Source organism: Trueperaceae bacterium (assembly GCA_002707365.1).
Taxonomy (GTDB): domain Bacteria; phylum Deinococcota; class Deinococci; order Deinococcales; family Trueperaceae; genus UBA6957.
The window spans coordinates 42,318-62,823 of record PAMQ01000007.1; the positions used below are offsets into that span (position 1 = coordinate 42,318).

The following is a 20,506-nucleotide window of genomic DNA, read 5'->3' on the forward strand; positions in this document are numbered from 1 at the left end:
CCGTTCTTCTCGAAAACGATCTGGATAAGTGCTACCCAAATTCGGCAATACAGAAACCCAAGATCAAGGTTACGGTAACATCGGTCTCGCTAATTTCAACCTACTCTAAGAATAGCCTGCGTTTTTGCAACTTAGCCCTCTTCTATCAGTAATCATCGAAAACTAATACATCAACCGTTTACATTTCGCAAATAAGTCAGATCCGGATCAGTATGACCCATCAGACCACAATCCCCTAAAACTCAGAGGCTAATTTTACTCTGAGCGAGTACAGCGTTCATTGGTGGCTCAGCTATCTATTTACTTTAAGATTTTGATTGAAGGAACCTTGGGTTTAACAAGTAACGAGGGTCATCTAAACTCGACAGCGGGGCTATTAACGATGTGTTGGTTGCACAAAAACATTGTGACAGGTTATTCTCTTCGCTACCAAATAGATTGATCGCAACATTTTTTCTGGGAGATCGGGGACCTATGGCGCTGCACCTAGGGGTAAAACTCACGACTGTTGGCATTGTCATCGCCATGCTAATTATGGGGTTTAGTCCCACTCCAATTGAAATGATCAATCTCCAGATAACTCCCTCAGTGACATTGCATCAGGANCCGNTGGTCATTAATTTCCCCCAAACACTTGGGCCAAAAGCGAATCCACGGTATACCGTGATAGCCACGGGATATAACTCTCTCCCATCTCAGACTGATAGCACTCCCCACATCACTTCTACTGGAAAGCGAACAAGTTTCGGAATCATTGCTGCCAGTCGAGATCTCTTAGGTTCTGTACTACCGTATGGTTCTCTAGTTCGCCTAAATGATCTCGGAAGCCTATCGACTGGTGCTGGTGCTGATGATTACCAGGACATCTTAGAAACTCAAAATTTCTTTATTGTTGAAGACACTATGCACGCCCGAAAACGCCAACAGGTCGACATATGGTTTGCCCAGTACGACGCGGCGGTAAATTGGGGAATCCGTCGAGTTGAGGTCGAACTAGTACGCTACGGACGCGAAGGGCCTTTACTAACTGACGCNCCAAGCTTGTTTGATTCCCTCCCAGTCTCAAACCGNCACTGAGCTTGCTTACAACAAGCTACCAAAGCTATCCTACCTACTAGATTGTGGCACCCTTTGTTCTCTTTATCGCTTTCCGTCACATTCGCAAACGAGGTCTCCAAAGCGGATTAACAGTACTTGGGGTTGGCGTTGGCGTAATGGTTCTAATCACAGCTCTTTCCCTTACTAATGGATTCATTGCACAGTTGATCAACAGTACACTACAAGCAACACCTCACTTGGTTCTCCAAAGCTTTGATGGCAGTACTCACCAGGACAAACCAGAGATGCTTACGAGGCTTAATGGCATGCCTGAGGTCGCAGCAGCCGCTCCATTCCTTACGAGCCAAGCGCTAATTGCTCGACGAGCTAACAAAACACTTGGCCTTAGGGGAAGCCAGGGATTTACGCAACTAATCGGGATTGAACCTGATCTCATGAGAAAGGTCCTGGATCTCCCAGTTCTTACTCAACAATCTACCGCAATCACATCAGATAATGGAATTGTTCTTGGTACATCCCTAGCCCGAAGGCAACTAGGCATTACCTTAGGCGAGGAAATATTAATAAATGACATCAGAGGAAATCGTGCCTTTTTCTCTCTTGTAGGCACATTCGAAGTTGGTAATGAACTAATTGATNGAATCGTTTCTTACATCTCGATCAGCAATCTCCAGAAGTACTTAGGTCTCGATAGTGAGATCACCGGCTATTACATTCGCCTGCACGAACCAGATAAAGCAAGTGCCATAGGCATACACCTTGGTAATGACTTCAATATGCAACCCTTCTCTTGGGAACACCTCTTTAGCAATTTGTTACACCAATTGCGACTACAAAAAGCATTGATTTCGGCTGTAGTTTTCCTAATAGTCCTTGTTGCTGCTATNGGGATAACTAATATTCTGGTTTTGAGCGTTGCAGAAAAAACTGAGGAGATTGCCATACTCCGAGCTCTAGGGACATCGAGTCGTCAGATCCTAGCGATATTCACGATGGAAGGATTCATACTGGGTCTCACCGGAACCATTATCGGCATGCTATTTGGTATAGGTACTAGCCTCTACTTTCGATTCCAACCTTACCCACTTCCTGGTGACCTATATTTCATCACAGAGCTCCCTGTCCAACTACAATGGCTAGATTTTGTTTGGGTGGGACTACTTTCAATCACAACGAGCATCCTGGCAGGCCTACTTCCGGCTAGAAGAGCAAGCCGCCTTCTNCCNGNAAACGTTCTTAGGTGANTAGGTACAAAGGACTAGCTTTAAACTGCCACTAGGATTTGTTTTTATTCTCGGGATGCTCGGTAAAAGCCCTTTACTCAAATTACACTCCATAAATGTTTACCTAATCGTGAGACTAATTATCGCAAATAACCAAAGTATTTAGCTTCTCATAGGGCTCCGCTTATTAAAGGACCTGATATACACGAAAACATATTTCAGGCACAAACAATGCCAGAAAGGTACCATCACATTAGCGCTACAAAAAACATTAACCCGAAGCGGTTGAATAATGCATTGTCCTCCTCCAACTATTCAGCCCGAATTGACCCGCGTACTTCTTACCAGGTGGGACCGTAGGTTTAAAAATAGCGACTTCAAGAAGGAGCACTCTGGAATATTCCTTTGTTTGAACGGGAAGGCTTTTTGCGAGAGGAATACCTAGGTGGGCATTAAAATTTAAGAGCCCTTTCTTGACCGCAGCCAAGACATTCGAATAGAGTAGGCCGTTGCGCCGGGGCGTAGCGCAGCCTGGTAGCGCACCTCGTTCGGGACGAGGGGGTCGGAGGTTCAAATCCTCTCGCCCCGACCACGCAACAGCCCTGAAAAAGCCGTTCGAGTTACGAGCGGCTTTTTCAACTTTTTTCTCAAGCTCTATAATTATGGTTATCAATTATGCGAACCTACAAAACCTTCNTAAATAGGNTAAAGTCCGGAGAAATGATAGGTCTACACTAAACCTTAATGATTAATAANAAGGCAGTGNNTCAACAATGACGAGACCTGTGGTTACGGNATTGGCCCTTCTCCTCCTGATTTTGGTTGGCGCTTCCTGTGGCAGTTTAAACAATGGTCCTGATGGTGGCTCTGAGCCACCATCAGGACCATTGAGTACCATTTCTGGCCAAATTATCACCAGCAACTCAACTGTTTCCATAATTTCCCCACCCAAACAAGTAATATCCCCTATCAAACCTTTACCTACAGCCCTTCAAGCCCAAGTGGGTATAGATGACCTAATAGCACGTGCTCAGCAAAAAGGTACTTTGCGAATAATAGTCAAATTAAATCAACAATTTATACCTGAGGGTTTTCTAAGCCCAGACCTTTCCAAGGCCCAGAAGCAAGCTCTATCGTACACACAGGCATCTTTGTTGCAACGGTTGCCCGCAAATGGCGTAAATGAGGTTAAGACGTTTCACATAGCACCATTATTAGCTCTTGAGGCTAACGCCAATACTATCTTAGTCCTAGCTAACGACCCGATGGTAGCCAGTATCGAACAAGACATCCCTGTACCGCCAACCTTAGATGAGAGCATTCCCTTAGTTGACGCTGACAACGCTTGGGAAGACGGTTACGATGGCACTAATTGGTCAGTCGCAGTGCTTGACACCGGCGTGGATAGCTCACACAGCTTCTTAACAGGCAAAGTTGTTTCTGAAGCATGTTATTCGAGTACTACTGCGGAGTCAGTATCAGTTTGTCCTAGCGGCGAAGATTCCTCTACGGCGGTGGGTTCTGGGGTCAACTGTTCGTCGACTATTTCTGGTTGTGATCACGGAACCCACGTAGCAGGAATAGCAGCAGGAACTAGCAATAGCTCCTCAGGTGTTGCAAGCGACGGCGGCATAATCGCTATTCAGGTCTTTTCTCGCTTCGACAACTATTGTGCTGGTGGCCCATGTGTACTAAGTTGGACGTCTGATCAAATACTCGGACTCCAGAGAGTTTTGGAGCTCCATAATGACGGAATAAATATCGCTGCGGTGAACATGAGTCTTGGCGGCGGTGGACCATATAATTCTGCGTGCGACTCAAGTGCACAAAAATCAGCNATAGATAATCTGTTGTCAGTTGGCATCGCTACGGTAATAGCAACAGGTAATAACGGCTTTACTACAGGGATTAGCTCACCAGCCTGCATTTCGAGCGCAGTAAGTGTAGGTTCAACTAATGATGGTTCATCGGGAACAACAGTTGACACAATCTCTTCTTTTTCCAATAGCGGAGACCTGGTAGATCTTCTTGCCCCAGGGGCATATATCAATTCTTCTGTGCCAAATGAGGGATTTAGTAATTGGCAAGGCACATCGATGGCAACTCCACACATTGCAGGGGCTTGGGCGGTAATGCGAGATAAATTCCCCTCTATTGCTGACGGTGGTAGCGTAAGTTCGATACTAGACTGCTTAGACACCGCAGGTGTTGCAATAACCGATAGCCGTAACAATCTGATTAGACCTAGATTGGACCTTGATGGTGCTCTAGATTGCACACCACCCCCACCACCTCCACCTCCTACCATTAAAGTTCGTCTGTATAACGCGATTACTGGATCCATTATTGATACAGTTAAAGCGAATGATGATAACAATTACATCTTTGATGGGATAGTTCCAACTGGAGAATTCTTTGTCCAGGCCTATATTGATAGCATCGAAAACGACACCCAGGATTATACTGAAGAAGCAGGTGCTTATAGCAGTAGTAACAACTCTGCGGTGATGAGTGTTGTTAACGTGTCCTCCCTTGGGGACTTCGTTTTCGACATCACTACCAACCAGCCAAGTGAATCGGAACCTAATGAAGATTTCGAGACAGACAACATCCTCCTCCAGGGCGCTTACCTGAATGGCGATGTTATAGATCTTAACGCCGGGCCTTTTGACTTCTTCGCCTTACTAATCCCAAAGAGTGGAACCTATACTGTCGAAACGTTCGGTGATTGCATACCGACCTATGGCAAGGCAGATACGATTCTCACCCTTTACAGCTCAGAAGGAACTGTTTTGGCTACTAATGACGATAAACCTGGTAGCGGATATTGCTCCCGTATTGACTTCACAGTAACCGGCAAAAAAACCTATTACCTGAGAATTAGTGCTTACGAAGGTTGGAATGGTGGGGAATTGCCTTATACAGTAGGGTTTCGTTAACTAAGAACCCGAAAATACAGAAAGGTGAAAGCGCTTCAATAAAGCTTACGAAATTATAGTTCCTGCTATAGGGCAATTTGTCGCAACGTTTACCTTAGATGCTTCATTAAGTTATAGCCAAGCAATTACTTTCCCCATGATTTAAGTGTCATGAAAATAACGTTTTGTATGGTCGGTTTGGTTAGCCCTTCTGATCCCTACTCGTTCATGAAATCACGCTGCTCCTGCGTAAGACGACCAACCAACTCCTCGCTAGGCCGATACGTCTGCCACTTAGGACCATANCNNNATANCACTGCCCTCCGTACACCTGGATTCACTCTCTTACCAGAACCATGAGCAGCACAATCAACAAAAAGAAGAGCATCCCCAGNATCCATCAATACCTCCACGGTACCCTCCACTTTATCCAATGAACCACCTGGTGTAGCTTCCGAACTAGCGAAAGCCGGATGAATCAAATTGGACTTATGACTACCAGATACAATCATTGTCCCACCATCACCCGGACCAACCTCATTAAGAGCAACAATTACGTTGATNTGGCCACAACGAAATTCNCCATTATGATAACGAAACTGTGTATTTATACGTCGCTTGTGTGCTCCCGAATGAAGCTTCGAAGCTTGCCCTTGAGCCCGCACGATTACGCCGCTGTCCTCTAACACCGGTCGATCAATTCCTATGTACCTGTGCAGGTGTTCGGACCAAGAAGGATGGTCAATTAATCGTTCAAAAGGCTCTCCTGATTCAACAACATTATGTATGTTAAAACCAAATTGTTCATACCCATCGTAGTCCTGCTTTCCATCTTCATACACCCTGTCCACACANGCATTTAATTCAACCAAATCCTCTTCCGAAACCGCCTGTTTCAAAACTATGTAACCTCTTAAATCAAATAGAAAATCATCCATTTCGCTAACCATCGATCACTCCTTTTCGGCTCTGGGTGGTTACCCGTGAGACGTTTAAGAACATCTTTGTCAATCCTTATGGCTCACACTAACGATTCTAGGTCTCTTAAGGGACGCAAGATTGACAGAATTCTCGCTGAGTTATGGGCTCTAGGTAATTTTAATCGACACTTTTGCCTGATGTATGGAGTCGCTCAACCTCCATTCCTATCTGGATGGCTAGTCTTTCCTGGTTGGGTGCTGTAGCAATCATTGCGCCAACTGGAAGCCCAGATTCGATCGGTACGCTTACAGCTGGACCACTATAAAAATTAAAAATAGAGGTATTCCGTAGGCACAATTGATTCACCTCAAAATACCGTTCCTCGTCCTGTAGTTCTATTATGGGTGGCGGCAAGATAGGTACTGTCGGTGAGAGAATAGCGTCATAGTTTTTGCAATTCTGCCAAAATTCTCGAATCAATGNTGCGCGGNCTAAGGTGAGGCGAATATATTCGGTAGCTTGCCTGTCCTTCGCTTCTAGAATGCGTTTGGTTACCCGTNGATCCATGAGTTCGCCCGAACTAGCTATGAGGTCCCCGTGGACAGCTAAGGCCTCATGGCTAGCAAAATTTCCATATTGGTTGTAGAGTTTACCCACCTCTTTCAGTAGGGGAACTGCTCGGTACTCTAACGTATGACCAGCGTTCGTCAAGCTTTCGCAAAGTCCAGCAAAAGCCCTTTCCACTACCGGATCGAGATCTTCTAGAAGTATCGTTGTAGGTACCAGAAGCGTCATACGGCGATCAACCTGCTCGAGCTCTTCTGGTACCCTTGCAGATAGCGCTAGGAGAACTGTCCACGCATCTGCAACAGTCCTAGTCATTGGCCCCAGAGTATCTAGAGTGGTTGATAGAGGAACTACACCAACGGTTGGAAGCAATTTGTCAGTTACTTTAAGGCCGACAATCCCATTAAAAGCAGCTGGAATACGTACTGACCCCCCAGTATCGGAACCTATGGCCGCACAGGCGGCTTTNCCTGCCACTGCAACACCAGAACCCGACGAAGAACCGCCGGGAATGAGAGCTGCATTGAGAGCATTGCCAGGTGTACCAAAATGTGGATTTATCCCAACACCAGAAAATGCTAGCTCTGTCATATTGGTCTTGCCAAGGAATACTGCCCCAGCTACCTCAAGCCGAGCCGCTGCAGGACAGTCTTGAGCTGCTGGAGGACGATTGGCCAAAACACGTGAACCGGCAGAAGTGACATCCCCCTTAGTATCCATAAGGTCCTTAAGGGCTATAGGGATTCCCTGAAGAGGCCCCGTTGTTATCCCTGCCCTGAAGTTCTCTTCAGCTCTAGAAGCCTGTTCTAGAGCTCGCCGTTCCGTAACCAACCGGTAAGAGAAGTCAGGCTTGATTGAATCCAGATACATCCTAGTCACCGTAGTGGGACGAAGGGAGCCATCAAGGTAAGCTTTCGACAGCTGATTGATCGATAAGCTCTTGGGATCCATAAATGAAGAATACCGCTTTAAGCCTAGTCGCGGTACGATAGTTAGCGAAAGGGGTTCTAATGCAGCGCACGCGCCAAGAACTAAAGGTAATGAGCTCTGAAGATCTCGTGGTACGTGTCCTGGAACTTCAGGATATGCTCAGGGAAGGACTAGCAGTTAGAGATTCACTTCATGCAGTCCTGAACCGTGTTCTCAATGCCAAAGAAGATGAAGTTACTACTAACGCAGGTCGGTCGGAAGCTGGGCTTACTCCAGACGAGATGGAACTAAAGCGGGCCTGGGCAGCTGCCCGCCAAGCTGTCTCTAACCCAACGGGTCTGATAAGATTTTGGACAGAGACTGATTGATATCAGAGTAAAGAATCTTTCTTGTAGAATGGCAGTTGTTAGTATCGCCCCTTATGAATTTAAGTAAAGATAGGTTCTAAAAGGTCTTAAATGGCTTATCAGATCCAATAAATCACTCCGAACTTAAGATTCCCAATTAAGACCGAAGTAGAGAACTTGAAAGATCAAGCATTAGACATAAGGTCTTCTTGAAAAGACTAAACTCAATTTGAATAAAGAGTCCCCCAGCAAAACCCTATGTAACTTAGAAATTTTATTGTCTAAAAGGTATATGGCTCGGCGGGCAGGATTCGAACCTGCGACCAATCGGTTAACAGCCGACCGCTCTACCACTGAGCTACCGCCGATTACATAGCTGGACTATTCTCTCCAGCCCGGAAAAACGCTCCGCAGTTTAGCAAAGCTACCTATACCTTGACAAGATCAGCTTGGCGTTTGGAAGTTCAATGACTTTCGAATGTTAAAAATGAGCCACTCAGAGTAGCAATTTTACTTTTGACCCTGATTATGTTGCATGATAGAGCTGTGAAACAAATTATATTGGTAATTTCGTTGGCGACTATATCCCTCTCTCTCGCAGGTGAACTCAAGGAATTACACGATATCTTGGCTCGATCATCAGTAGTTCTTGAATGTGGATCGTCGCCCGTTACCAACGACAACACGCTTAAGGCCACCGAAGGTGTGAAACGAGTAACCGCTCCTGAGTGCCTACCCCTTACCTCAGAACCAGACGTTTTAGAGATCGGAATTGAACGAACTGCTTGCCTTGTCGGCTGTCCAGCTTACTCCTTCATTGTTGGACTTGACGGACGATTCCGCTACACCGGAGAATCGGGTGTTGACCGTATTGGCGTCTTTACTGGTTATGTTGACTTAGGACGGTTCAGACAGGTCCGTCGCTTCGCGGATGAGCTTCGCGTGTTTAATATGCCAGATACTTTCCCAGGTCTGTTAGACAACCCTACTACTTACTTGCTAGTTAATTCAGGAACGACAACTAAGGTCATTGCAGACACTGGTTTAGGGAGCCCTGCAGGCCTCTGGGCTCTTGGTCAACTGATTGACACACTACTTCATTCGGCTATTTGGGACTGAAATTAGTTACGGACTTCATTTGGAACATCTTCTAAAGGCTATCGACCCTATAAGAAATTTCTACTAGAAAACTCAGATAGCCTTGTATAAACTTGCTCTTCACTAAATCTGTTGAAATTTAATGACTTAACCGCATTTACTATAACCGCAGCCTTCGCACTTCTGACACCCTTCCTCAAACCTAAGTGGTGATCCGCAATCTGGACAACCCTTACCTCTATTCAGAATATTCTCCACGCCAGATGTCTCCAAAGCGACTGCTATCAGGTCAGCTTTAGAAGCAACTGTGCGCCCCTGATAAGTCCCATACATGCCACCGTTAATTCCGCGTAAAGTCGTTACTAAGGCTTCGCCTGGAACACCATACTGAAGGGCGATAGAAACCACTCGACCTAGCGCCTCACTATCAGCATTAGCCTCATCACCAGCTTTTCCGCTACTAATAAACACCTCAGTCGGCAGATCATCCTGTTGATTAACCGTGACATAAAATCCACGTTTTTGACCGTGTAGATCTGTTAGTTTGACTTGATCTGTAAATCCAGTGAGCCGTCCTGGTCTATCAAAAAGTGGTTCTCCAGGAAGACGCTCTGTACCACCAAAAGATATTTGCTCCTGATCTTTGACCTCGTCTACCTTATCCTCTTTGGGCTTAGCCTTAGTAGATAGAACCTGATATTGCCTTGAACCATCCCGGTAAACGGTAATGCCTTTACATCCCGACTTATACGCGAGGCTATAAGCATTGTAAACGTCGTCAACAGTGGCATCATTAGGCATGTTTATCGTCTTACTGATGGAATTAGCAACTTTCTTGCCACCGTCAAAAGTAGTCTGGACTGCTCCCTGCATAAGCACGTGGTCCTCTGGGCTTATATCGTGAGCACAGATCAACACTGTTTTAACCGCATCTGGTACGAAATTCAAGCCCTGGACGCTGCCATGATTGTTCTGTACGGCCTCAACTACTTTTTCCCAATTCCAGTTACCCTCCAGAGCATACTCTCGATGGGGAGGATATTCTTCGAGGAGCTGTTTGAAAAGTGGATGGATGAGAGCGTTATATTCGTCTCCGATCTTCCGATAAATAAACGGAGCAAAGACCGGCTCTACCCCGCTGGATACTCCCATCAACATACTGGTTGTACCGGTTGGAGCGACTGTTAGGACAGCAATGTTTCTCCTAGGTTCTTCTAAAGCGCTTTCTGCGATTCGAGGAAAGGATCCCCGCTCACCAGCAAGCTCCTCACTAGCTTCAGTTGCAGAATCTCGCAAAGCAGCAATCAGAGAAGTGCAAGCTGCCCGACCCTCCTCGCTATTGTATGCAAAGCCCATTTTGATTAAAGCATCTGCCAGACCCATAACCCCAAGCCCCAGGCGTCGCAGGCTCATGCTCATCTCTTTATTGTCTTCTAACGCAAAAGCATTTACATCCAAGACATTGTCGAGAAAGCGGGTGCAAGTTTTTACATCGCTATAGAAACTATTGAAGTCAAACCCCTCTAATCCAGCGTCCGATTCTAATACGTAAGCAGCTAGATTCATGGCACCAAGGTCACAGGGTTCACCCGGATAAAGGGGAATTTCCCCACAGGGATTAGTTGAGCAGATATCGCCCATTGCCGCCCGCATCGGATTATGTTCGTTGATGCGATCAATGTATATCAAACCTGGTTCACCAGTTTGCCAAGCATGGTTAGCTATATCCCATAAGACGCCTTGCCTGACGTCAGCAATATTCTCCTTCATGAAGTCGTCACTTACTAATACGCTTATGTTGAAGGTGCTAATGTCTCCCTCTTGCTGTTCTCGGTCAAGATCCTTTGCCGTGATGAAATCTTGGAGATCTGGATTGGTAATAGACATTGTCGCCATTCCTGCGCCGCGACGAGTACCGCCTTGCCTTATTACCCGCAAAGTGGGGGCAAAGATGTGGCGAAGCGTAGCTACAGGGCCTGCATATTCTGCTGCTCCTAAGCTTGCCCAGTAACCAAAATTATCGAATACTTCTACCGCAAAGCTGGACGGGCCGCTTGAAGTTCCACCCGAACCTTGAACAGGTGTGCCCTCCGCACGTAATTCACTCACGTCTAAAATTACATCTTCACCTGCAAGAATAGACTTTACGGCTTCTCCAGCGCTGTTCCAAATAGAACCGACAGAATCTCTGACGCTAATACTTTTCAGGGAGGAGGGCACCTGTGCCTGATCGAGAAACGAAAGGTAGCGATAGCCCTGGGTGTGATATTCGCCGTGAACTAGATCAAAAAAGGTACCGCTCTTCACCTTCTGATAGTCAGGATGATTCGGGGAAACAGTGAGGAACAAATTACCAGCTGGCCCAGAATAAACTCGCTTCGGTGTAATAGGATCGAGGCAAAGTCCATTACCTCCTCCTACTTTGGTGACTAGAGCTAACTTTGTTGCAAGATTAAGAACCCACCCATTGCTTCCTTCAGCCTCAGGCTGACCATCCTGAACAAAGCAGTTGAGTACATTCCCGTGGCTAGTGGCTGCACCTGCAAGCACTCTGCCTCCTGGACAAAATCGCTTTGAGGCCATCAGTTGAAAGAATGCGTTTGTATAGTATGCTTTTTCGTCACCTTGTTCTGGGCTGGCCACCCAAGTTGCAACTCGCTTGAACACTCCTGACAGATCGTTATCTTTGGGTTGTAAGTACTGACGCATGGCAATGCTTACTGCGTGCGGATCAAAGTGCTCAACATTCAAACTTTCTGCAGACGGTACGGCCTTAGACACGATCTTTTCCCCTCCATGCCCTTGTCTCAAGTAGAGACTGAGATTAACACTTCTTCCTATCTATATCAAGCTTACTAGTACTAGATATTGTAGGTAGTGAAATACTGAATACTATAAGTGATTTGCATGCTGTACTCGGGCCTTTTCGGAAGCTACTGACCTAAACTCTATACTTCTAACCAAACCTAAAGCGCTTAATCGATAATCAATAAGAAAGGGCTTACGATAACCATAACCCTGATGCTCCAGGATTAGCTAACAGCGTTTTGAACAAGATTATAGTCAATAACGTTTATAGCAGTTCGGGACTAACTGTTCTGAAAAAGCACCTTGATATATCGTTACGTTGCTACTGACCGTAAACCAAAAATTGTGGCTTATTATTCCTTCGGGCATCTAAAGAATCATAAAGCTTAATTTAAGACATATGGGCGAGATGTCAGAATCGATTAGCATTCGTAGAGAGAACCTTAATTTCATTCCGTAGTCGGGCTCCTTCGATTCACAAATAAATAACGCTATAAACCTTTCTGTCAACAAATCGATCGACTAAATTGCTCATTTAGGAACTGGCCTAAATGTTTTGATGAACCAAGAGACGTTCTGGAATCTTCCTGTCGAATGTTAAGAATGGTAACGATTAAATTTTTATAGCCAACTCCTCAAACTTTGGTTTCCGGCATTTACTGCAAACCCTCAATGCCGGAAGTGTCTCATGCCAGTAAGCACCATGGCCAAACCTTGCTCTTCTGCAGCAGCGATAACTTCATCATCCCTAACTGAGCCACCAGGCTGGATTACAGTTTTTACACCTGCGGCTGCGGCTGCATCAAGGCCGTCTCTAAAAGGAAAAAATGCGTCGCTAGCACAGGCACCACCGACCGCACGGTCAGCTGCCTTATGAGCGGCCAACTCGCAGGCATCTACCCGACTTTGCTGTCCTGCTCCAACACCAACTGCTCGTCCTTCTGAAGCGAGTACTATTGCATTAGACGTAGTGAAAGCACACACCAAATAGGCCAACTCAAGATCAACCCATTGGTCCTCTGTGGGTTTCTGTTTGGTTACAACCCGCCAGTCAGAACGATCCCGTGGCACCAAATTTGCATCCTGGACTAGAAAACCCCCATCAACACCTCGCAGTGTTCTATATGGAGCAAAAGGAGTCGGAGCTTCAAGGACTCTCATCGCCTTGCGTCTAGAGCGCAGAACCTCTAGGGCCTTCTCCGCATAGTGAGGAGCGATTACGACGTCAGCTTTGGGATTATCCATAATCGCTTCCGCCACGTCAAGATCTAAAGTACAGTTAAGGGCTACCACCCCACCAAAAGCAGATTTAGGGTCACAATCAAAAGCTCGTTGGTACGCTTCTAAACCACTTTGCCCTAGTGCTACCCCACATGGGTTAGCGTGCTTAACAATCACACAAGCGTCACCCTCCAACTCATGTACAAGCCTATACGCAGCATCTGCATCGAAAAGGTTCAAATATGAAGGTGCCAAGCCTTTGTGGCGAGTTACCGCCCCCCAAAAGCCAGAAGCCCCTTCCTCAAAATATAGTGACCCTGCCTGATGCGGATTCTCTCCGTAACGTAGTGTTTCTACTTTATTCAGGGTGAGGTGAATGGTATCAGGTTGCTCCTCATCCGCGTCTAGATAACGAACGATAGCCGCGTCGTAAGCAGCCGTATGCGCAAAGGCCTTCCGGGCTAAAATTCGGCGGTCTGGGATTTCGCCAAGCTTAAGCCTTTCTAACACAGTATCGTAGTCTTCAGGATCAATCACTACAGTTACTACCGGAAAATTCTTGGCTGCTGCCCGGACCATAGCAGGCCCGCCAATATCGATATTTTCCAGAGCGTCCGTAAGATTAATACTTGGATCTTTTACTGCTTCACGAAAGGGGTAGAGATTTACCACAACTAAGTCGATCTCTCCAATACCGTGGGCTTCAAGCTCAGCGCTATGGTCTCTATTGCGACGAGAAAGAATGCCACCATAAATGCGGGGATGTAAAGTTTTCACCCGCCCCCCGAGAATCTCAGAGTGTCCCGTCACCTTAGAAGCAGCTACAGCTGGGATACTGGCCTGATGGAGGACGTCTAACGTGCCCCCAGTAGAGATCAGGTCGAAACCTAGTTCTATAAGACCCGCCGCGAACGGAATAAGTCCCCGCTTGTCACTAACACTTATAAGAGCTGTTGCCATATAAAACTAAAAACCCCCCCTGAAATGCGCCTGCAGCTTAATTGACCGGAAGTCATCATGCTCTTCAGTCATCTAATCTTCATAATGACCTATATCCAACTTTCAGTCTTGACTCTTATTCTGAAGATTTGGGACAACTAGTACAAAACCAGGAAACAGCACATCCTGATCTTGAAGCAGATAATTATTAGCAGCAAGAAGTTCTTCCCACAACGAGCTGTCACCATACATTTCTAACGCAATACCAGATAAAGTTTCTCCTTCTTCAACTACGTATGTCGATAGGGCGCCGGTAAAAATTGCAACCTCGTCTTGTACTTTCCCGAGATCAACGTGAACCTGCTCCAATCGGGCAGATTCTTCCAATGTCAGGTCATCACGAGTGACTAAGGAGCGTAATTCTTTGACTAGATCAACGGCCATTGCCTGAGCATCAGCTAGAGTTGCACTCTCTGGCACATTGGAAGTAATCGGTACCTCCCCTTCTAGCCGTGCCCTCGGTAAGCTATCCTCGTTCTTTGCAAGTAGATGGTTTTCAACCGAGAAAGCTATCCGCAACTCATCCAACCAGGCTTTACGAAGGCTTTGAGTTTGGGAACTAAGAACAGCCGTCTCTACCTGATTCCTTACCTCCGAAAGAGACTGGCGCGCCTCAGGCGTCCTTTCAGCAACTAGGACAGATAAATCCAACGATTCGAAACCAGCAGGGAACGCGGATGGCTCAATAATAGTTTTTCCTTGTAGCAATTCGTTCTCAATAACTGGGGTATCAGCTTCCCTTTCTAGTTCCGTGCTGATTTGAGCATCGGCTTGATCATTAGAGGAGACATCCTCCTCTGCATTTGATGCTACTGCACCGAATTCACGAGATTCTTCTGCGTCCAGAGCAATTATGTCCGAGATCCCCAACTTGCTATTCGGAATGCCTTCAAACGCGTTAGTCGAAAACAATATGTGGTCAAGCTCGGCACGAAGATCCCCTTGGAAAACAGTACCTAGGTTTTCTGCTACACCACTCCATTCTTCTGCGGAGGCATCGAGATTACCTCCGTCGAGGAGAGAGAGGCGAAAACTTTGAGCATCACTACTTGTCTTGAAGGTGATCTGTGTAACGTCTGCACTGGCAGGTGTAGTGAATTGATCTAAGTTTTCTTCGTAATACGCATCGATTTCCTTTGCGGAAACAGTTGCGTCACGACTCACAAAATTTAATGCATCCCTTGACACCGATGCTCTAGTCCCAACAAAACTTGGTCCCAACAAGCCAGCGCCCTGTAATATTAGCTCCTGCTCAATCAGCTGTTCCAGCACGTTGGGTTTGAAGAGCTGTTCAATGAGAGGGGCAAATTCAGGGGATAAGGCTTGTTGTATTTGTTGATTACCGTATGTAGCATAAATGAGTTCAGCTTCCTTAATCTCGATGCTTCCGACTGAAGCGATAACTGGATTGGCAAAGCTAAATGAACTTTCCTCTGGGAAGCTAATAGTTGCATTAGATCGTAATTGTCTCAGAGTGTTCTCCGCAACACCTGCACGCTTCAATTCAAGCAGGTCTTCTTGCAATTCTGTTCGCACTTCAACCAAAGACCTTGATTGAGAAGGCAAGTATTCCTCAACAGAAACAATATGAAACCGGTTGGAATGCTTAATCACTCCGGTTAGGCCAGAGGCTTTGAGGCCAAAGGCTGCATTCGCTACAGGCCTGACCAAAGCTGCTCTGCCTATAGGCCGGGGCTCTGTTTTTCCTTTAGGAGCACCAAGGGCACCCTTTTCGCTTCCGAGTTCCAGTGAATACTCTGAAGCAAGCTCTTGGAATGATTCGCCACCCTCGATTCTTTTCATAAGATTTAGGGCCAAAGCCTCATCGTCAAGGACCAACATTCGTGCTCTGATCCTTTCTTCCGTGGAATAAGCCCCACTATTGATCTCATAATAGGAAGCGATTTCTTCATCAGAAACACCGACGTCTTTTACTAGGCGATCCTGGTACTTTTGTCGCCGTATTTGCTCCTGCAGCGAAAATCTAAATGTTTGATCAGTAAGACCAGCTCTATTAATCAGTCGAACATACGCTTGGTCATTACGCCTGCCTTCTACACCTTGGGACTGACGGAATTGGTTGACTGCACGGCGCACCTCACCAGAACCGACTCTCACTCCGGAAGAAGCTTGATTTAGGATCTCTTCACGAATAAGTATCTCTATGGCGTACTTCTCGAGATCAGCTGCAACAGTACCCTCAGTAACCGAGTTAAAGAAACTGCCTGACCGAGCCCGTTGCACTTCCAGTTCAGTTATTGGAATCCCGTTTACTAATAAACCAGCTTTACTTGATCCCCTAGCTCCACCACTCAGGAGGTCTCCAATGCTGCCGAGAGCTGGCGTAAACATGATAATCATTCCCAATAACAGACCAGCCGCGAGCAACCACATGATGATAGTGTTCGTTCGTCGTGTAAACCTCATGAACTTGACTTCCTCCCGGTGGTGGTGCTACGTTCCGTACCCTGAAAGCCCTCTGCGCCCGTAGCTCAGCTGGATAGAGCGTTCGCCTCCGGAGCGAAAGGTCACAGGTTCGAATCCTGTCGGGCGCACCAACTACATTGATAGAACCACCCTACTGTTTTTTCGTTGCCAATCTAGTATAAGTTCTTGGCAACGTCTCGCAATTTACCGTACGCACGTATAGTTGTGCCACACCCTACAAATTTTTCACTTATCAGTATAAATCGAAAACCCAATACTAAACCCGAATTTCAGCGCAACCGAGCCTCGCTGAGCAAAGATCCCAGTCTCTCTAGATATGTCCTTGGTGAGGGTACTTGTGACCTTAAGAACACCCATGTTAGCGAAATTAGGAGGCAGCCTAACCAGGATAAGTTATCTAACCACTCTTCTTGAGCGGCAGATAGATGGGACGCCATATTTGTCCGTCAACAAAAGCCTCTAGGGCTTCATCTTGCTCTTGGTCTAGGTTAACTTTAGCCACACCTTCCATGATTGCGCTCCGGACAACTGCGACCGAAACGGCGCGACTCACAGAGCGCAGGAGATCAATCCGTGGATATAAACCGCCCCTTGAAATTCGGTCACGATCCGTATACTCCGAGAGTGCTACGGCTGCAGCGGTAAGCATGCCATCAGTCACTTTCTTCGCACCACTCATCAAGGTACCCATGCCTATTCCAGGAAAAACAAAAGCATTGTTGCCCTGTCCTATTGGATGGCTAACGCCTTCATAAATTACATCCGGGAAAGGACTTCCAGTAGCTATCTGCACCGAGCCGTCCGTCCACCTAAACACTTCTTCAGGAATGGCCTCACTGTTAGACGTGGGATTGGAAAGCGGGAAGATTATTGGGTAAGGACTGAAGGAAGCGACAGTGCGAATGGCCTCTTCCGAGAAGGCACCAGCTTGACCAGATAGGCCTATAAGAGCCGTGACCTTAGCTCCTTTAATCGACTCCATAAGCGAAGGAACTTCTCCCTTTATCGACCAACCACTACAGCGAGAAGGACTTTGGGAAAATGGTAATTTGTAGGCTTCAAGGTTGCTCCGATCATTCAAAACAAGGCCTTTTGAATCAACCAACAGTATTCTTTCAAGAGCTTCTCGGCGGGAGATTCCTTCCCGCTCTAACCCGAGAGCAATTTGATGTGCCACCCCAATTCCACCGGCACCAGCGCCGTGAATCAAAAATACCTCTTCGGTAAGCTGCCTACCGCTGCGCCGACAAGCAGCAAGAAGCCCCCCAAGAACGACAGCTCCTGTGCCCTGAATATCATCATTGAAGGAAGGTAACGCGTCATGATATCGATCTAGAACGTCAAAAGCTTTTTGTTTACTGAAATCTTCCCATTGCAAAAGTATCCCAGGGGCATATTTAGAGACGGCATCTACAAACTTCGCTACAAAATCGTTATACGCCGGCCCTACTAGCCGACGTTGACGAGTCCCAAGGTACAGAGGGTCATCGAGAAGATCCGTTCGGTCGGTTCCAACATCAAGAACGACGGGTAAAGTTGTCGCAGGATCAACTCCCGCTGCTGAATAAATTGAGAGTTTACCTATACAAATAGCTAACCCCCCAATACCCTGATCTCCTATACCTAGAATGCCCTCAGCGTCAGTTGCAACAATTAGACGAGGATCGGGAATGTGGCTATTTCTAAGAATGTCATCAATACGATCAATATTTTCGGTATTAATTACCAAACCTCGTGGATAGCGATGAATTACACTAAACTTGCGTACCGCTTCAGCAACCGTTGGGGTGTATATGACCGGCATCAATTCTTCAAGGTGACGGTCCAGAAGTGCGTAAAAAAGAACCTCATTGCGATCCTGAAGAACTCGAAGGTACACGTGTTGGTCCAGCATTGTCTTAAAGCTCTTAAAATTAACGTAGCTGCGGTTAACCTGCTCGTCGAGAGTAGAAACATGTCCTGGTAAGAGCCCCTCCAACCCAAAAATCTGTCGTTCTTCGGGTGGAAAAGCCGTGTCCTTGTTCAACAGCGGTAACCGTGTTAGCGGAACGCCAGTAAGGTTAGTTTCATTATGTTCCCTACGTTGCTTGTCAACTTTTCTCTGAAAATATTTCAGTTGCCTCTCCTTAAGTCTTTGATTATCGGAATTAAAAAAGTACTTCTACTACGCCACTCGGACCACAATCTTCAATCCTCCTGTTTCTAAAATACTGAGACGCGTACAATAACCTAACCCAAGCAAATAGCTGGACTTCGCAAGAGATATCCTACCAATCCAGTCGCATGATTATGTAATATTTCAAATTTATTGTTGCCCCTAAATCGGAGAAACTAGCCTCAGCGGCTTGGAAATCATCAACCGATAACACTGTCTAAATCTGACCAAAGCGCCGATTAAATCCCGCACCGAGAGACAAATCATCCTACACCTCTCATAAATTCTCCTGCAAGCCCCAACAAATTTCACCGCTGTTTGAGTTTATCGAGGCCTCTTAAAGGTTGTCACGCCTGCATTGTTTGTTAACACCATTTTCAAAGATAGCTTTAACTTAATGGAAGCCTAAGTTGTTATGGGGTTATCTTGACCAAACTGGCGACTTTCCGATACCCTGCACAGCGGTCGTGTTTCAGAATCTTAGTGACAAATTCCAGCAGGTCTTTAATAAACTCCGAGGACGGGGAAAGCTTTCGGAAGCTGATGTCTTCAAGACTCTTCGTGAAATTCGGATCGTACTTTTGGAGGCGGACGTAAACCTAGAGGTAGCTAGGAGATTTGTTAGCAATATTGAAAAAGAAGCTACAGGGTCTAAGGTTTTAATGTCCTTGAAGCCTGATGAGCAGATTATGGCAATAGTGCAAGAAGAACTTATAGCTACTTTAGGCGGTAAAGTTATAACACCCAACCTCAAGGACCACGGCAATCTCTGGATACTTATGGGACTACAAGGAGCCGGAAAGACAAGCACGGCCGCCAAGCTAGCATATCGATACAAAGCCCAAGGTCGTAGGCCACTACTGGTGGCTGCCGATACTCAACGCCCTGCAGCTCGCGAGCAACTAAGAATTTTGGCAGAACAGGTTGGCGTATCTATTCTAGAAGTAAATAATCACGAAACACCTGATCAAACCAGAATCCGCATAGATGAGTCCCTAGCCCAAAACTATAGAGATCTTGTCATTGTAGATACGGCAGGAAGAACACAGATTGACGGTAATATGATGGATTCCCTATATGCCCTTTGCAAAGCTCTTAATCCGAGTGAAAGTATGTTGGTGCTTGACGCAATGACGGGTCAACAATCTCTATCAATAGCAAATGAGTTCGAAAATGTAATAGGTGTCACAGGTCTAATAATGTCGAAGCTAGACGGAGATGCACGCGGGGGTGCCTCTCTTTCTGCCAAACAAATAACCGGAAAGCCTATATTCTTCTCTACTACAAGCGAAAAAATTGATGGCCTAGAACCTTTCCATCCAGACCGGATGGCAGGGCGTATCCTTGGCATGGGGGATGTACTTACACTAATCGAGAAAGCAAAAGAATTAGAACAAGGCACCGAAAACCGTCCTAACAAACTAAATGATTTTACATTGCAAGACATGCTTGACCAAATGAAACGGATGAAACAGCTAGGGTCATTCGGTGACTTGTTAAAGATGATCCCGGGGGCCACTAAACTAATTCCAGAAGGAGCGGCTTTTGATGAACGGCATATTCTTCGGGTTGAGGCAATTATCTCGAGCATGACGAGTGAGGAAAGAAGAACTCCAAAACTCCTGAATGCCAATCGCCGCAAGAGAATTGCAAGTGGCTCGGGTACGACTGTACAAGAAGTAAATCGCTTTATTAGAAACTACGAACAAACCAGAAAATTGATCAAGCGGCTAGGACCTAATGGCAAGGTTCCGGGCTTCGGGAACATCGCCTAACGTCTTTATTATCGCTAGAGTCTTCGCCGCTACCCAT

At 46.3% G+C, this 20,506-nt stretch carries 11 protein-coding genes, 3 tRNA genes and 1 pseudogene; 8 read left to right on the forward strand and 7 right to left on the reverse strand.

Translation table 11 applies throughout. The annotated features are described in order from the left end of the window. The first annotated feature begins 615 nt into the window (after positions 1-615). The 4 genes and pseudogenes from CMO31_02370 (at position 616) to CMO31_02385 (ending at position 5,221) form a co-directional block, all read left to right on the forward strand. Positions 616-1,011: pseudogene (locus CMO31_02370) on the forward strand (hypothetical protein). A 110-nt stretch (positions 1,012-1,121) separates the two neighbouring features. Continuing rightward, positions 1,122-2,303 carry an ABC transporter permease gene (locus CMO31_02375; GenBank protein ID MAZ52847.1) on the forward strand — a complete coding sequence of 394 codons (1,182 nt, stop codon included), beginning with the start codon at positions 1,122-1,124 and terminating at the stop codon, positions 2,301-2,303. A gap of 494 nt (positions 2,304-2,797) precedes the next feature. Further along, positions 2,798-2,874 (forward strand) — tRNA-Pro (locus CMO31_02380). Positions 2,875-3,055: 181 nt separating this feature from the next. Then, positions 3,056-5,221, forward strand: a complete 2,166-nt coding sequence (locus tag CMO31_02385) for a hypothetical protein (GenBank protein ID MAZ52848.1) — start codon at positions 3,056-3,058, stop codon at positions 5,219-5,221. A gap of 197 nt (positions 5,222-5,418) precedes the next feature. Here CMO31_02385 and CMO31_02390 read toward each other — a convergent pair whose 3' ends face one another. Together CMO31_02390 and CMO31_02395 are read right to left on the reverse strand one after the other, a co-directional pair. Beyond that, a complete protein-coding gene (locus CMO31_02390; protein MAZ52849.1) occupies positions 5,419-6,150 on the reverse strand; it encodes a hypothetical protein in 732 nt (243 codons plus the stop codon). Between the two features lie 148 nt (positions 6,151-6,298). After that, on the reverse strand, positions 6,299-7,639 hold the full coding sequence (locus CMO31_02395; protein MAZ52850.1) for an amidase: 1,341 nt from the start codon (positions 7,637-7,639) through the stop codon (positions 6,299-6,301). Between the two features lie 59 nt (positions 7,640-7,698). Between CMO31_02395 and CMO31_02400 the strand changes: the two genes are divergently transcribed. After that, positions 7,699-7,986, forward strand: a complete 288-nt coding sequence (locus CMO31_02400; GenBank protein MAZ52851.1) for a hypothetical protein — start codon at positions 7,699-7,701, stop codon at positions 7,984-7,986. A 272-nt stretch (positions 7,987-8,258) separates the two neighbouring features. On the opposite strand, the gene CMO31_02405 is transcribed toward CMO31_02400, so the two are convergent. Further along, positions 8,259-8,333 (reverse strand) — tRNA-Asn (locus tag CMO31_02405). A 178-nt stretch (positions 8,334-8,511) separates the two neighbouring features. Here CMO31_02405 and CMO31_02410 point away from each other — a divergent pair. Further along, complete coding sequence (locus CMO31_02410; GenBank protein MAZ52852.1) at positions 8,512-9,084, forward strand: hypothetical protein; 573 nt, start codon at positions 8,512-8,514, stop codon at positions 9,082-9,084. A gap of 126 nt (positions 9,085-9,210) precedes the next feature. Here CMO31_02410 and CMO31_02415 read toward each other — a convergent pair whose 3' ends face one another. The 3 genes from CMO31_02415 to CMO31_02425 form a co-directional block, all read right to left on the reverse strand. After that, on the reverse strand, positions 9,211-11,772 hold the full coding sequence (locus CMO31_02415; GenBank protein MAZ52853.1) for a ribonucleoside-diphosphate reductase: 2,562 nt from the start codon (positions 11,770-11,772) through the stop codon (positions 9,211-9,213). 768 nt (positions 11,773-12,540) lie between these two features. Next, entirely contained in the window at positions 12,541-14,052 is a 1,512-nt protein-coding gene (gene purH, locus CMO31_02420; protein MAZ52854.1) for a bifunctional phosphoribosylaminoimidazolecarboxamide formyltransferase/inosine monophosphate cyclohydrolase, read from the reverse strand. Between the two features lie 102 nt (positions 14,053-14,154). Further along, the gene (locus CMO31_02425) at positions 14,155-16,518 is read right to left on the reverse strand and encodes a hypothetical protein (GenBank protein MAZ52855.1); all 2,364 of its coding nucleotides are present in this window, start codon (positions 16,516-16,518) and stop codon (positions 14,155-14,157) included. A gap of 54 nt (positions 16,519-16,572) precedes the next feature. Here CMO31_02425 and CMO31_02430 point away from each other — a divergent pair. Beyond that, positions 16,573-16,649, forward strand: a tRNA-Arg gene (locus CMO31_02430). A 287-nt stretch (positions 16,650-16,936) separates the two neighbouring features. Here the strand turns inward: CMO31_02430 and CMO31_02435 are convergent. Then, complete coding sequence (locus CMO31_02435; protein MAZ52856.1) at positions 16,937-18,655, reverse strand: NAD-dependent malic enzyme; 1,719 nt, start codon at positions 18,653-18,655, stop codon at positions 16,937-16,939. A gap of 506 nt (positions 18,656-19,161) precedes the next feature. Between CMO31_02435 and ffh the strand changes: the two genes are divergently transcribed. After that, complete coding sequence (gene ffh, locus CMO31_02440; GenBank protein MAZ52857.1) at positions 19,162-20,469, forward strand: signal recognition particle protein; 1,308 nt, start codon at positions 19,162-19,164, stop codon at positions 20,467-20,469. Positions 20,470-20,506: the final 37 nt, after the last annotated feature.